Raw genomic sequence first — 14500 nt, 5'->3', positions numbered from 1 at the left:
GTCTGGCAGCAGGGTCCGGCCTGTTCCGGACAGGATGGGGGCATGGAGCTCCGCGACGTGCTGCGCCGCCGCCGGATGGTGCGGCGGTTCGACCCGGACCGTCCCGTCCCCCGTGAGTCGCTCGAGCGGGTCCTGTATGCCGGGTTGCGGGCGCCCAGCGCGGGGTTCAGCCAGGGGTGGGACTTCGTGGTCCTCGAGGGACCGGACCAGACCGCCGGGTTCTGGCAGGCCGGTGCCGACCCGACCAGCCCCGCTGACGCGTGGCTGCGCGGCGTCGGCGCGGCGCCCGTGCTCGTCCTGTGCCTGTCGGACCCGGACACCTACCTCGACCGCTACGCCCGGCCCGACAAGGGGTGGACCGACCGCGACCCCGCACGGTGGCCGGTCCCGTACTGGGACGTCGACACCGGTCTCGCGGCGGGCTACATGCTGCTCGCCGCGGTCGACGAGGGGCTCGGGGCGCTGTTCTTCGGGGTCCCTCCCGCGCGGCACGACGCGGTGCGGGCGGCCCACGGCATACCCGGGAACCGCCGGTTGGTCGGGGTTGTTGCGCTCGGCCACGAGCTGGCGCGCACCAAGGGGTCGGCCGCCGTGCGGTCGCGCAGGCCGGCGCAGGACGTCGTGCACTGGGGCCAGTTCGGCCGCGCCGACGACGGGCTCAGCGGCGGAGCCGACGACGGGCTCAGCGGCGAGTCGGGCGCAGCACCGGCGCAGCGGTAGGGGAAGATTGCGAGGTTCCCCGCCCCCGTGGGACGACCGCAAGGAGTTGCACACACGCATGGCCCGCAAGACCGCCGTCACCCCCCCGACCGGTGAAGACACCGCAGACTTCGTCGAGCGCATCGTCGACATCGACGTCGAGGACGAGATGCAGGGAGCGTTCCTCGAGTACGCCGTCTCCGTCATCCACTCCCGCGCGCTGCCCGACGCCCGTGACGGGCTGAAGCCGGTGCAGCGACGAATCCTGTTCTCCATGAACGAGATGGGGTTGCGTCCCGACCGCGGTCACGTGAAGTCGTCCCGCGTCGTCGGCGACGTCATGGGCAAGTACCACCCGCACGGCGACACTGCGATCTACGACGCGCTGGTCCGGATGGCACAGCCGTTCACCATGCGGCTGCCCCTCGTCGACGGCCACGGCAACTTCGGCTCGCTCGACGACGGACCGGCTGCCTCCCGCTACACCGAGGCACGACCGGCGCCCGCGGCGCTGCTCATGACGGCCGGCCTGAACGAGAACACGGTCGACTTCGTCCCCAACTACGACGACCAGCTGATGCAGCCGGCGGTCATGCCCGCGGCGTTCCCCAACCTGCTCGTCAACGGCGTCAGCGGCATCGCCGTCGGGTTCGCCACCAACATGCCGCCGCACAACCTCGTCGAGGTCATCGGCGCGGCGCGCCACCTGCTGGCAAACCCGAGCTGCTCGCTGGACGACCTCATGAAGTTCGTGCCCGGGCCCGACCTGCCGCTCGGCGGCCGGATCGTGGGGCTCGACGGGATCCGCGACGCCTACCTCACCGGCAAGGGCTCGTTCCGCACCCGCGCCACGACGCGCATCGAGAAGGTCACCCCGCGCCGCCAGGGCATCGTGGTCACCGAGCTGCCCTACCTCGTCGGCCCCGAGAAGGTCATCGAGAAGATCAAGGACGCGGTGCAGTCCAAGAAGCTCCAGGGCATCTCGGACGTGAAGGACCTCACCGACCGCAAGCACGGCCTGCGGCTGGTCATCGAGGTCAAGAACGGCTTCAACCCCGACGCGGTGCTCGAGCAGCTCTACAAGCTGACCCCGATGGAGGACTCCTTCTCCATCAACAACGTCGCCCTCGTCGACGGGCAGCCGCGAACCCTCGGGCTCAAGGACCTGCTGCGCGTCTATGTCGAGTTCCGCACCCAGGTCGTCAGGCGTCGCACCGAGTTCCGCCTCAAGAAGTACCGCGACCAGCTGCACCTCGTCGAGGGCCTGCTGATCGCGATCCTCGACATCGACGAGGTCATCCAGCTGATCCGCACCTCCGACGACACCAAGATCGCGCGCCAGCGGCTCATGGACGTCTTCGACCTGTCCGAGGTCCAGGCCAACTACATCCTCGACCTGCAGCTGCGCCGGCTCACCAAGTTCAGCCGGATCGAGCTCGAGAAGGAGAAGACCGAGCTCGAGCGGCTGATCGAGGAGCTCGAGGCGATCCTCGGGGACGAGAAGCTGCTCATCAGGACGGTCTCCACCGAGCTGGCGGACGTCGCCAAGGCGCACGGCACGCCCCGGCGGACCGTGCTGCTGGAGTCCGCCGGGGTCCCCGCGACGACGGCCACGCCGCTGGAGGTCTCCGACGACCCCTGCTGGGTGCTGCTCTCGTCGACCGGCCTCATGGCCCGCACCACCTCCGCCGACCCGATCCCGGCCGACTCCGGCCGCAGCCGTCACGACGCGATCATCGGTGCCGTGCAGACGACGGCCCGCGGTGAGGTGGGGCTCCTGACCTCGCGCGGCCGCCTGATCCGGCTCTCGGCGCTCGAGCTGCCGATGCTGCCACCCACCAACGGCGCCCCGAGCCTGTCCGGCGGCGCGCCGCTGGCCGCCTACGTCGACCTGCCGTCGGGCGAGGAGCCACTCACCATCGTGTCGCTCGCGAGCGACTCCCCCGGCATCGCCCTCGGCACCGCCCAGGGCGTCGTCAAGAGGGTCACCACCGACTACCCGGGCCGTGGCGACTTCGAGGTCGTCGGCCTGAAGGACGATGACGAGGTCGTCGGCGCGGTCGAGCTGCGGACGGGCGCCGAGGACCTCGTCTTCATCACGTCCGACGCCCAGCTGCTGCGCTTCGGGGCAGCCTCCGTACGCCCCCAGGGACGCGCCGCGGGCGGGATGGCGGGCATCAAGGTCGCCACGGGTCAGCGGGTCGTCTTCTTCGGCGCGGTCGACCCGGCCGCCGACGCCGTGGTCGTCACCTCGAGCGGGTCCTCCGGGGCCCTGCCCGGCACCGAGCCGGGGTCGCTCAAGGTGACGCCGTATGCCGAGTACCCGGCCAAGGGCCGGGCCACCGGTGGCGTCCGCTGCCACCGCTTCCTGCGTGGCGAGGACACCCTCGTGCTCGCCTGGGCCGGCGAGACGCCAGCGCGTGCCGCCGGGGGCAACGGCGTCGCCCTCGACCTGCCCGAGGCCACCGGCCGCCGGGACGGCTCCGGGGTCGCGGCGTCGGCTGCGATCGCGAGGATCGCTGCTCCCCCGCGGGCCCGCACGACGGCCACGGACGGCTCGACCGACTCGTGACGACCCATGCGGTCCCGGCACCGGATGCCTGCTCGGTCGGCTTCGACCGGACCGGCGTCAGCGCGTACGGCACGGCGGCTGGGGCGAGGTTCTTCGTCGCCCTCGAGCAGCCCGGGCCCTGGGGCCGCCTGGCGGCGACGCAGTCGCATCTGCCCGCCGCACTGGGCAGCTCACTCGACCAGGCCTGTTCGAGCCGCGGCGGCCGACTCACCCTGATCCGCCGCGCGGGACGCCACGCCGACGAGCACATCGCGGCCGGCCACACGGCATACCTCGCGTGGGCCGGACCCGAGCCGTGGCTCCTGGAGGCCACCGTCGTCGACCCTGCCGTCCTGCTCGACGTCGACCTCGACGCCCTGGCCCGTGGCGACCGCGAAGCCGTCGCTGCGTCCTCCCCCGGAGCCGTGCCGGCTGCCCCGGTCCTGCTGGTCTGCACGAACGGGCGCCGCGACGTGTGCTGCGCCGTGCGCGGCCGGCCGGTCGCCCTCGATGCAGCGCAGCTGGCGCCCGGGCGGGTGTGGGAGGCCTCGCACACCGGTGGCCACCGCTTCGCACCCACGGGGGTGCTGCTCCCCCACGGCGCCACCCTGGCCAGGCTCGACGCAGCGTCGGCGGCCGCCCTCCTCGAGGCGGCGGACCGTGACGAGGCCCCGCTGTCGCTGTCCGGCCCCCTGCACGACCGTGGGCTGAGTGCGCTGAGCGGACCGGTCCAGGCTGCGGTCGCTCACGTCCGCCACCGCGAGGGGATCACCTCGCTGACCGCCCTGTCGGGCCGCTGGGACGGCGCTTCGGACCTGGTGTCGGTCGCACACCGGGACGGCCGCAGCTGGACGGTCGAGGTGACGAGGGCGACGCCCGACCTGGCCGACGGCGACGGGCTCCCCGAGTCGTGCGGCAAGGCCGCGATCGCGGTCCTGGAGTGGCGGACTCGCACCCAAGAGTGATCCCTGGGGAGGCCACGGAGCGACCCTGCCGGGACCAGAACCAGGCCCCGTCGCGACCAAACCTTGGACAACCAGGAGGCGGGACGCCCGTTTTCGCAGCGTTTTCCGGCGAGTTATCCAATCGTTACCGGACCGACCTCATCTTCGGATTGCGGTGGCGGAGCGTAAACGTTTACATGAGGACGGTTCACCTCAGCGCTGAGGCACGTCCGCCTCAGCACTACGCGAGAAATGGAGGCGGGCGTATGGCCCTCCGAATGCACAAGCGCCGCACCCTCACGGTGATGGCAGGAGTCGTGTCCGTGGCGCTCGCCGCCGCTGCCTGTGGCGGCGACAGCGGAAGCTCCGGCAGCAGCGGCGCAGGTGCCGGTGCTGACGCACGCGGCCCGATCACCTACGTCCAGGGCAAGGACAACAGCAACCTCCTCGCGCCGCAGGCCGAGCGTTGGAACGCCAAGCACCCCAACGAGAAGGTCACGATCAAGGAGCAGTCCGACCAGGCCGACCAGCAGCACGACGACCTCGTGCAGCACTTCCAGGCCAAGGACCCGAGCTACGACGTGGTGTCCGTGGACGTCGTCTGGACCGCTGAGTTCGCCGCCAAGGGCTGGCTGACGCCGCTCAAGGACAAGACCGCCCTGCCGACCACCGGCTTCCTCGAGCCGACCATCAAGGCAGCGACCTACAACAACACGCTCTATGCCGCCCCGACCTCGTCGGACGGCTCGATGCTCTACTACCGCAGCGACCTCGTGAAGACCCCGCCGAAGACCTTCGACGAGATGTGGGGCATGTGCGACATCGCCAAGAGCAAGGGCATGGACTGCTACGCAGGCCAGTTCGCCAAGTACGAGGGTGGCACCTGTAACGCCACCGAGTGGATGAACGCCTACGGCGCCAAGGTCGTCGACGCGGCCGGCAAGCCGACCGTCGACTCCCCCGAGGCAGCTGCCGGGCTGAAGGCTCTTGCCGACAACTACAAGAACGGCAACATCCCGAAGCAGGCGATCACCTACCAGGAGGAGCAGAGCCGCGCGGCGTTCCAGGACGGCAAGCTGCTGTTCCTGCGCAACTGGCCGTACGTCTACAACCTGGCCGGCACCGACGCGTCGTCCAAGGTCAAGGGCAAGTTCAAGGTCGCGCCGCTTCCCGGCGTGAGTGGCCCGGGCACGTCCACCCTGGGTGGTCACATGGCCGCCATCAGCGCCTACTCGAAGTACAAGGCGACCGCGCTGGACTTCCTGAAGTTCCTCACCAGCCCCGAGGAGCAGAAGACCAACATGGAGAAGGGTTCGCTGGCTCCGGTCATCGAGTCGATCTACGACGACCAGGCCCTGGTCGCGAAGTACCCCTACCTGCCGGTCCTCAAGGAGTCGATCGCCAACGCAGTGTCCCGCCCGGTCACGCCGTACTACCCGGCCGTGACACAGGCCATCCAGGAGAACTTCTTCGCTGCCATGCAGGGACAGAAGACGCCTGAGGCCGCGGTCAAGGACATGCAGGCAGCCATGCAGGCGGCCGGCGGCTGAGCCGACCGAACCGCAGCATTCCCTAGGTGTGGGGGTGGCCCCACGGGGTCACCCCCACACCGCACTCACCACCCTTCCCACCAGGCGCACACCGGGGCATAGGAGCAGGCATGAGCGCAGTAGCGCAGTCGACGAAGGGGTCGGCGAAGCCACCCAAGAGCAAGGGACTGAACGCAGGCCAGGGACGACAAGGGCTCTTGCTCGTCGCCCCCACGATCGCGTTCCTGACCCTCATCATCATCTATCCGCTGATCAAGGCGGTTCAGCTCTCCTTCCAGAAGGACGCAGGCCTCGACCCCGCGACGGGCCTGTTCGTCGAGGGAGGCAGCGCTGGGCTATCCAACTACACGCACTGGCTGCTGCAGAAGTGCGGTGAGGTCGACTGCCCTCCGGGCACCCTCGGCGCCCAGTTCTACGACGCCCTCTGGGTGACGTTGTTCTTCACCGTCGTCAGCGTCGTCATCGAGGTCCTGCTCGGCATCTGGTTCGCGATGATCATGAACCGCGACTTCAAGGGTCGCGGCCTGGTCCGCGCCGCAATCCTCGTCCCGTGGGCCATCCCCACCGCCGTGACGGCCAAGCTCTGGTACTTCATCTTCGCCTTCGACGGAATCGCCAACAAGCTGATGGGATACGTCGGCATCGACCCCAAGCTGTGGACCAGCGACCCGTGGGCCGCCAAGTTCGCCATCGTCATCGCCGACGTCTGGAAGACGACACCGTTCATGGCGCTGCTGATCCTGGCCGGACTGCAGCTGATCCCCGGAGACGTCTACGAGGCCGCCCAGATCGACGGCGCGACCAAGTGGCAGACGTTCACCAAGATCACCCTGCCGCTGGTCAAGACGCCGCTCATGGTCGCCGTGCTGTTCCGCACGCTGGACGTGCTGCGCATCTACGACCTTCCTGCCATCCTCACCCAGGGCGCGGGAGGCACCACGTCGCTGTCCATGCTGGTGATCAGGCAGATCAGAAACGGCTTCCACAGCGCATCCGCCCTGTCCACGATCGTCTTCCTGCTCGTGGCCCTGACGGCCTTCCTGTTCATCAAGTTCGGCGGCGCGGACGTGGTCCAGAGACCACCGTCGGCCAAGAAACCCAAGAAGCCGGAGGCCCAGGTGGGCAACCCGGTCGCCGCCAACGCCACCTCGACGGGAGCCTGAGATGACCACCACCACGACCGCGCCCCCGAAGTCGGGGCGCACCGAGGCCCAGGAGATCCACTTCAAGAGCGACCGCAACGCCAAGATCAGGATGTACATCGGTCTGGCAGTGCTCGTCCTCTGGGGACTCGCCCCGTTCTACTGGATGATCGTCACCGCGTTCCGCGACGTGGGCTACACGTTCGACAGCAGCCCGTGGCCGACCCACGTCACGCTCGACAACTTCAGGACGGCCTTCAGCACGGACCGCGGCAACCACTTCGGCGCCGCCCTCGTGCACTCGATCATCATCGGCGTCATCACGACTGCGGTCGCCATGACGGTCGGGGTCTTCGCGTCCTACGCCCTCGCCCGGCTCAACTTCCCGGGCAAGTACGTCGTCCTCGGCATCATCCTGGGCTCGTCGATGTTCCCGGGTGTCGCCCTCGTCTCGCCCCTGTTCCAGCTGTTCTCGAGCTGGAACTGGCTCACCGGTGCCAACTACCAGGCGCTGATCATCCCCAACATCTCGTTCGCCCTGCCCTTGACGATCTACACGTTGACGGCATTCCTGTCCGAGATGCCATGGGAGCTCGAGGAGTCAGCGCGCATCGACGGCTGCACCCCGGGTCAGGCGTTCCGCAAGATCATGCTGCCCCTGGCCACCCCGGGGCTGTTCACGACGGCGATCCTCGCCTTCATCGCGAGCTGGAACGAGTTCCTCCTGGCCGCCCAGTTCTCCACCAAGCAGACCCAGACGGTCACGGTCGCGATCGCTCAGTTCACCGGCGCCCAACCCCACCAGGAGCCCTACACGGCGGTCATGGCCGCCGGCACCATCGTCACCGTGCCGCTCATCATCATGGTGCTCGTCTTCCAGCGGGCCATCGTGTCCGGGCTCACGGCAGGGGGTGTGAAGGGCTAGGCCCCCGGCCTCACCCTGACTCCCATGGGACTGTTCAACCCGGGGAGCGGCACCGGCGGTCAACGGGCGAGGGCCCAGCGACTGGACATGCTGCTCGGCATCCTGGGCTTCTTCACCTTGATGGCAACCGTCCAGACCGTCGTGCTCGAGGTCCAGGGCAAGCCAGCAGGAGGGGCGGCCGCACTGCTCGCGGTGCTGCTGGTCCTCTGCTGGCTGGCCTGGCGGGCACGGCGCAACACGGGCGCCTAGGCACACGGACCAAAGGGATGCGAGATGACCACCATCGGCGACGTCGCCAAGGCTGCGGGAGTGTCGGTCGCGACCGTCTCCCGCGCCCTGCGCGGCGTCGACCGGGTCAGCCCCCGCACCCGTGACCGGGTCCTTGCCGCCGCCTCCGAGCTGCACTACGTCGCCTCTCCCGCCGCCACCAGCCTGGTCTCGGGTCGCACCAGGGGCATCGGCGTCATCACGCCGTACTTCAACCGGTGGTTCTTCGCGACCGTCGTGAGCGGCATCGAGAAGGTCCTGCGCGACGACGGCTACCACGTGCTGCTCTGCGACCTCGAGGGCCACACCTTCGACACCCGCCTCCCGATCTCCCAGAGCATGCTGTGGAAGCGCGCCGACGGCGCGATCATCCTCAACGTGCCCCCGGAAGCCTCCGAGCGTGCCCTCCTCGACCGCCTCGGTCTGCCGGTCGTGACCGTCGGGAACCGCCAGCCCGGTTGGCCCTCGGTCCGGATCGACGACGGGGCCGCCATGACCCTGGCCACCCAGTACGCACTCGACCTGGGCCATCGCGAGATCGGTTACGCCGGAACGGTTCCAGCCTCGATCACCCACCTGCAGACGCCCTTCGACCGACGGGCCGCGTTCACCACGCTGATGTCCGCGAACGGCCTCGAGTGCCCACCGGAGTGGACGCTCGAGTGTGACTGGACGGCAGCGGGCGCGGCCGTGCACGCCCTGGAGCTGTTCGACCGCGACCACTACCCCACCTGCGTCATGGCCGCCTCGGACGAGATGGGCTTCGGCGTGATGAGCGCAGCGCGACGCCGCGGGCTCGCCGTGCCGGGTGACGTGTCCGTGATCGGCATCGACGACCACGTCCACTCCGAGATCTTCGGGCTCACCACGGTGCGGCAGGACGTCGAGGCACAGGGCCGGCGGGCCGGCGCCCTCATGATCGACGCCCTGCACGGGCGCGCCCCGGACACCGTCGTCGACGACGTCCTCGACGTCGAGCTGGTCGTGCGCGAGTCGACGGCTCCCCCGCGCCCCGGAGCCGGGCACAAGCGGCGCAGCGCGCGCCGCACCGCCGTCGCCATGGTGTGACCGACCGGCCGAGGATGACCAGGCCGCCCCGGACAGCTAGTTGCGACCGCCCTCACGCTCGGTGAGCTCCTCGGGGTCGCGCAGGTAGGTCTTCTTGGACCGCAGGGCACGGTTGGCGAACCACGTGAGCGCCCACAGCACCACACCGATCCCCAGGAGCCAGCCGGCGATCGTGTACTGGATGCCGTCGCGGCCTGTCCAGGGCCCGACGAAGAACGCACAGGCCAGGGCCCCGATGACGGGCATCACGGTGGGTGCCACGAAGTGCCGTCGCTGGATGACGTCCTTGCGCAGCACCAGCACGCAGATGTTGACGATGGTGAACACGCCGAGGAGCAGCAGCGCGGTGGTGCCACCCAGCGCGGAGATGACCTCACCCTCGGCGTGCTTGGTGACCGTGTAGATGAGGCCGAAGGCGATCGCCGTGGTGAAGAGGATGGCGGCCCAGGGGGTCTGGCGTCGGGAGTGCACCTTGCCCAGGAAGGAGGGCAGGACCTCCTGGCGGGACATGCCGTACAGGAGGCGGCTGGCCATGAGCATGTTGATCAGCGCCGAGTTGGCGACCGCGAACATGGAGATGAACGGCAGCAGCTTCTCGATCGGGATGCCGGGTGCCGCGGTCTCGACCACCTTGACCAAGGGCGTGTCGCTGTTGCCGAGCTCGCCCACGGGGACGATCGCCACGGCGAACAGGGCGACGAGGATGTAGATCAGGCCGGTGATGCCGATGCCGGTGATCATCGTCCTGGGGAAGTTGCGCACCGGGTCGTGGGTCTCCTCGGCCATGTTGACCGAGTCCTCGAAGCCGACCATCGCGAAGAAGGCCAGCGACGTCGCGGCCGTCACTGCGAGGAAGGCGCTCTTGTCGCTCGGGCTGTCGAACACCATGGTGTCGGCAAAGTTGGTCTTGCCGGCGAAGAGCGCATAGAAGCCCACCATGATCACGAGCAACAACCCGGAGAGCTCGACAGCGGTGAGCACGATGTTCGCCTTGACGCTCTCGCCCACACCGCGGAAGTTGACCGCCGCCACGAGGGCCATGAAGCCCAGGGCGATGAGCAGGATGAGGCTGGAGTTCTCGTCGTCCAACCCGAAGCCCTTGGCGAGGTTGGAGGCGAACGCCCGCGAGGCCGTCGACGCGGACGTGATGCCGGAGCACATCACCGTGAAGCACACGATGAAGGTCAGGAAGTGCACACCGAACGCCTTGTGCGTGTAGAGCGCGGCGCCAGCTGCCTGCGGGTACTTGGTGACGAGCTCGAGGTAGGAGAAGGCGGTGATCATCGCGATGACGAAGGCGACCAGGAACGGCACCCAGGCGGCGCCACCGACCTCGGCCGCGACGTCCCCGGTGAGGGCATAGACCCCGGTGCCCAGGATGTCCCCGACGATGAACAGCAGCAGGAGCTTGGGTCCCATGACCCTCTTCAGCTCGGTCTGCTCCTCACCCAGCTCCTCGTGCATGGTCGTGCTCATGACGATGTCCTCCTGCTCAAAGGCCGTGCGGTGCCTGTGGCCCCCAACACTGGCGCAGTTGACACCTCGAGGCAACGACAAACGCCGCGAACCGGTCAGGCGTCGATGCGCTCGCGATCGAGCTCGGCGGCCGACTCGACGATGAAGTCCTTGCGCGGCGCGACGTCGTTGCCCATGAGCAGCTCGAACACCCGCTCGGCCACCTCGGCATCGCGCAGGGTCACCCGGCGCAGCGTCCGGTGCCGTGGGTCCATGGTCGTCTCGGCCAGCTGGTCGGCATCCATCTCACCGAGGCCCTTGTAGCGCTGCAGCGGCTGCTTGATGGTCTTGCCGCGCTTGCCGAGCGAGGCGACCGTCGTGCGCATCTCCTTCTCGGAGTAGGTGTAGAGGAGGTCGTTCTTCTTGCCGCCGGGGTTGACGACCTCGATGCGGTGCAAGGGGGGCACGGCGGCATACACCCGACCGGCCTCGACCAGAGGCCGCATGTAGCGGAAGAACAAGGTGAGCAGGAGCGTCCTGATGTGGGCGCCGTCGACGTCGGCGTCGGTCATGATGACGACCTTGCCGTAGCGGGCTGCGTCGAGGTCGAACGAGCGGCCGGAGCCGGCCCCGATCACCTGGATGATGGCGGCGCACTCGGCGTTCTTGAGCATGTCCGAGACCGAGGCCTTCTGGACGTTGAGGATCTTGCCGCGGATGGGCAGCAGCGCCTGGTGGTCGCTCGAGCGGGCGAGCTTGGCGGTGCCCAGGGCGCTGTCGCCCTCGACGATGAACAGCTCGGACTTCTCGACGTCGGTGCTGCGGCAGTCGGCCAGCTTGGCCGGCAGCGAGGACGACTCCAGCGCGTTCTTGCGACGCTGGGTCTCCTTGTGCATCCGCGCACTGATGCGCGACTTCATCTCGGAGACGACCTTCTCGAGCAGCAGGGCTGCCTGGGCCTTCTCGCCGCGCTTGGTCGACGTCAGGAGCGCCGTGAGCTCCTGCTCGACGACCTTGGAGACGATGGCGCGGACCGCGTTGGTCCCGAGGACCTCCTTGGTCTGTCCCTCGAACTGCGGCTCCGCCAGCCGCACCGTCACCACGGCGGTCAGGCCTGCGAGGACGTCGTCCTTCTCGGGCTTGTCGCTGCCCACCTTCAGGCGCCGGCTGTTGACCTCGAGCTGCTTGCGGAAGACCTTGAGCAGGGACTGCTCGAACCCCGCGATGTGGGTGCCGCCCTTGGGCGTCGCGATGATGTTGACGAACGAGCTGACCTTGGCGTCGTAGCCGGTGCCCCATCGCACCGCGATGTCGACGCCACACTCGCGCTCGACCTCGGTCGGGCTCATGTGTCCCTTGGCGTCGAGCACCGGGACGGTCTCGGTGAAGGTGCCGGTGCCCTGAAGCCGCCAGACGTCGGTCACCGGGGCGTCCGGGGCCAGGAACTCGGCGAACTCCGAGATGCCCCCGTCGTGGACGAAGGTCTCCTCGTGGGGGCCGGACTCCCCCGGGGTCCCCGGGAGCCGGCGCTCGTCACGGACGACGAGCCGCAGACCCGGCACGAGGAACGAGGTCTGGCGGGCCCGCGCCACGAGCTGGTCGTAGTCGAACGCCGCCTCCTTGATGAAGATCTGGCGGTCGGCCCAGTAGCGCACGCGGGTGCCGGTGACACCTCGCTTGGTCTTGCCGATCACGGCCAGCTCGCTGCTGCGCTCGTAGGGCCGGAACTCGTGGTCGGGGCTCTTGTCGGCGCTGGCGACGTCCGGGAAGTAGCCAGGCTCGCCACGGCGGAAGCTCATCGCGTACGTCTTGCCACCCCGGTCGACCTCGACGTCCAGGCGCGAGGACAGGGCGTTGACCACCGACGCGCCGACGCCGTGCAGGCCACCGGACGCCGTGTAGGACCCGCCGCCGAACTTGCCGCCCGCGTGCAGCTTGGTGAAGACCACCTCGACGCCGGTCAGACCGGTACGGGGCTCGATGTCGACGGGAATGCCGCGGGCGTTGTCACGCACCTCGACCGAGCCGTCCTGGTGGAGCACGACGTCGATCGTGTCGCCGTGGCCGGCGAGCGCCTCGTCGACCGCGTTGTCGATGATCTCCCAGAGGCAGTGCATGAGGCCGCGACCGTCGGTGGAGCCGATGTACATGCCCGGCCGCTTGCGCACGGCCTCGAGGCCCTCGAGGACCTGCAGGTGGTGCGCGCTGTAGTCCGAGCTGGACTTGGTGGTCGCAGCCTTCTTGGCGGTGGTGGCGGTCGCGGCGGTGGCCAACGCTGGGTGTCTCCTCGGGTCGTCCCCCGGGACGCTCACCGGGGGCCTCCCACGGTATCCCGGGGCACTCACGCCCCCGCGCAGGCACGCGGACGCAGACTCATCGCGCGGCTCGACACATCCACCGGACACCCGAGCCACGAATCACCCGATGCGACATGACATGACCCACATCATGGCCCAATGCACGGTGGGAAGAACGACGCGTGCTTGACTGTTGCTACCGGCGCCGGACCGGGTAGTCGGGGAAGTTCTCCCCAGCGACGAGCAACCCCGGACCGGAGTAGGACGTCTCATGAGAGACACGATGAGAAGGAAGGCTGACGTGACTACTGCACTGGCACCCACTTTGACCGCGGCGGACCGCTGCGACCGCTGCGGCGCCCAGGCTTACGTGCGCGCCCGCCTGCACGTGGGGGGAGAACTGCTGTTCTGCGCCCACCACGGACGTGAGCACCTGCCGAAGCTTCGCGAGCACGCCGACATCACTGACGAGAGCGAGCGCCTCCACGAGACGCCCGCCGCCGCCGGCGACGACGAGCGATAGGACGCGGCCGCCGGCAACCCGCCCGTGGACACCACCATCTGGGTCCCCATCGTCCTGATCCTGATCGGGATGGTGGGGATCGTCGTCCCCGTCATCCCCGGCCTGCTCATCGTGCTGGCCGCGGTGTTCGTGTGGGCGTTCGACACGGGGACGACCCTGGCCTGGACGATCTTCGGGATCAGTGCCGTCCTGTGGGTGGCCGGGATCGCGCTGCAGTATGCCGTGCCGGGGCGCCGGCTGCGGGAGGCCGGCGTACGGCGTTCCACGCTGCTCCTGGCGGTGCTGGTGGGCATCGTCGGGTTCTTCGTGATCCCCGTCGTGGGTGGACCCGTGGGGTTCGTGCTCGGGATCTACCTCGTCGAGCTGGGGCACTCCCGGGACCGGGCCTCTGCCTGGACAGCCACCAAGGCGGCCCTGCGCGCCGTCTTCACGTCGATCGGGATCGAGCTGCTCGCCGCGGTGGCGATCACGACGACGTGGGTCGTCGGAGTGCTGCTCAGCCGCTGAGAGGCTGACGCCCACGGCTCGGCACCACTGGGGGTCGTGCTTAGCCCGCTCTTCGTCGTGCTCAGCCCAGTGCTGGTCGTGTTGGGCTCAGTAGTCGTCCCGCCGGCGGTCCCAGCGCTCCTCGAGACGGTTCATGAACGACCCGGTCGTCTTGCCCTGCTTGGGCCGCGTCGACGTCGTGCGCCGCACGGACCCGTCGGGCTGCACGGTCCCGAGAGCGGCCTTGCGGCGCGGTGGGGTGACTGCGAAGGCGACGGCCGCGACCATGATCGCGAAGCCGACACCGCCCACCCACCACAACGCTGTCTGGACACCCACGAGGACCAGCACGAGACCGACGATGGCGCCGACGACGCCGATCGCGATCCGGCGCCGGGCTGCCGCCTTGGCCCCGGCTCCCTGCATCTGCGAGGCGAACTTGGGGTCTTCGGCGTACAGCGCCTGCTCCATCTGCTCGAGCAGCTGCTGTTCGTGCTCTGAGAGCGGCACGATGACCTCCTGGCTGTGTGGCCCTCTGACGGCGTGCGACGTGCATGTAGTCCAACGCATCAGGCCGCTGTTTCGTTGCGGTG

The 14500-nt window shown here is 69.1% G+C and carries 13 protein-coding genes; 10 read left to right on the top strand and 3 right to left on the bottom strand.

What is annotated here, in order from left to right; all coding sequences use genetic code 11:
* Positions 1 to 42 precede the first annotated feature (42 nt).
* The 8 genes from AC1DV7_RS12300 to AC1DV7_RS12265 all read left to right on the top strand — a co-directional run bounded on the left by AC1DV7_RS12300 (position 43) and on the right by AC1DV7_RS12265 (position 9146).
* Positions 43 to 720 carry a nitroreductase family protein gene (locus tag AC1DV7_RS12300; protein WP_477597418.1) on the top strand — a complete coding sequence of 226 codons (678 nt, stop codon included), beginning with the start codon at positions 43 to 45 and terminating at the stop codon, positions 718 to 720.
* A gap of 58 nt (positions 721 to 778) precedes the next feature.
* Complete coding sequence (locus AC1DV7_RS12295; RefSeq protein WP_477597417.1) at positions 779 to 3271, top strand: DNA gyrase/topoisomerase IV subunit A; 2493 nt, start codon at positions 779 to 781, stop codon at positions 3269 to 3271.
* The gene (locus AC1DV7_RS12290) at positions 3268 to 4215 is read left to right on the top strand and encodes a sucrase ferredoxin (RefSeq protein ID WP_477597416.1); all 948 of its coding nucleotides are present in this window, start codon (positions 3268 to 3270) and stop codon (positions 4213 to 4215) included. The genes AC1DV7_RS12295 and AC1DV7_RS12290 overlap by 4 nt, the downstream gene beginning before the upstream one ends.
* Before the next feature lie 245 nt (positions 4216 to 4460).
* Positions 4461 to 5744, top strand: coding sequence for an ABC transporter substrate-binding protein (locus AC1DV7_RS12285; RefSeq protein WP_477597415.1), 1284 nt, complete (start codon positions 4461 to 4463; stop codon positions 5742 to 5744).
* 110 nt (positions 5745 to 5854) lie between these two features.
* Complete coding sequence (locus AC1DV7_RS12280) at positions 5855 to 6907, top strand: carbohydrate ABC transporter permease (RefSeq protein WP_477597414.1); 1053 nt, start codon at positions 5855 to 5857, stop codon at positions 6905 to 6907.
* 1 nt (position 6908) lies between these two features.
* A complete protein-coding gene (locus AC1DV7_RS12275) occupies positions 6909 to 7811 on the top strand; it encodes a carbohydrate ABC transporter permease (RefSeq protein ID WP_477597413.1) in 903 nt (300 codons plus the stop codon).
* A gap of 24 nt (positions 7812 to 7835) precedes the next feature.
* The gene (locus tag AC1DV7_RS12270) at positions 7836 to 8060 is read left to right on the top strand and encodes a hypothetical protein (protein ID WP_477597412.1); all 225 of its coding nucleotides are present in this window, start codon (positions 7836 to 7838) and stop codon (positions 8058 to 8060) included.
* 24 nt (positions 8061 to 8084) lie between these two features.
* Entirely contained in the window at positions 8085 to 9146 is a 1062-nt protein-coding gene (locus tag AC1DV7_RS12265) for a LacI family DNA-binding transcriptional regulator (protein ID WP_477597411.1), read from the top strand.
* 36 nt (positions 9147 to 9182) lie between these two features.
* On the opposite strand, the gene AC1DV7_RS12260 is transcribed toward AC1DV7_RS12265, so the two are convergent.
* Entirely contained in the window at positions 9183 to 10622 is a 1440-nt protein-coding gene (locus AC1DV7_RS12260) for an APC family permease (protein WP_477597410.1), read from the bottom strand.
* 95 nt (positions 10623 to 10717) lie between these two features.
* The gene (locus AC1DV7_RS12255) at positions 10718 to 12874 is read right to left on the bottom strand and encodes a DNA gyrase/topoisomerase IV subunit B (RefSeq protein ID WP_477597409.1); all 2157 of its coding nucleotides are present in this window, start codon (positions 12872 to 12874) and stop codon (positions 10718 to 10720) included.
* A gap of 325 nt (positions 12875 to 13199) precedes the next feature.
* On the opposite strand from AC1DV7_RS12255, the gene AC1DV7_RS12250 reads away from it, so the two are divergent.
* Together AC1DV7_RS12250 and AC1DV7_RS12245 are read left to right on the top strand one after the other, a co-directional pair.
* Positions 13200 to 13421, top strand: coding sequence for a DUF7455 domain-containing protein (locus AC1DV7_RS12250; protein WP_477597408.1), 222 nt, complete (start codon positions 13200 to 13202; stop codon positions 13419 to 13421).
* A gap of 24 nt (positions 13422 to 13445) precedes the next feature.
* Positions 13446 to 13928 carry a DUF456 domain-containing protein gene (locus tag AC1DV7_RS12245; RefSeq protein WP_477597407.1) on the top strand — a complete coding sequence of 161 codons (483 nt, stop codon included), beginning with the start codon at positions 13446 to 13448 and terminating at the stop codon, positions 13926 to 13928.
* 87 nt (positions 13929 to 14015) lie between these two features.
* Here AC1DV7_RS12245 and AC1DV7_RS12240 read toward each other — a convergent pair whose 3' ends face one another.
* On the bottom strand, positions 14016 to 14417 hold the full coding sequence (locus AC1DV7_RS12240) for a DUF3040 domain-containing protein (protein ID WP_477597406.1): 402 nt from the start codon (positions 14415 to 14417) through the stop codon (positions 14016 to 14018).
* Between the last annotated feature and the right edge of the window lie 83 nt (positions 14418 to 14500).

Source organism: Pedococcus sp. P2_E4 (assembly GCF_056403935.1).
Note: the sequence above shows the minus strand (reverse complement) of the source record. Positions and strands in the feature narration are given on the sequence as shown.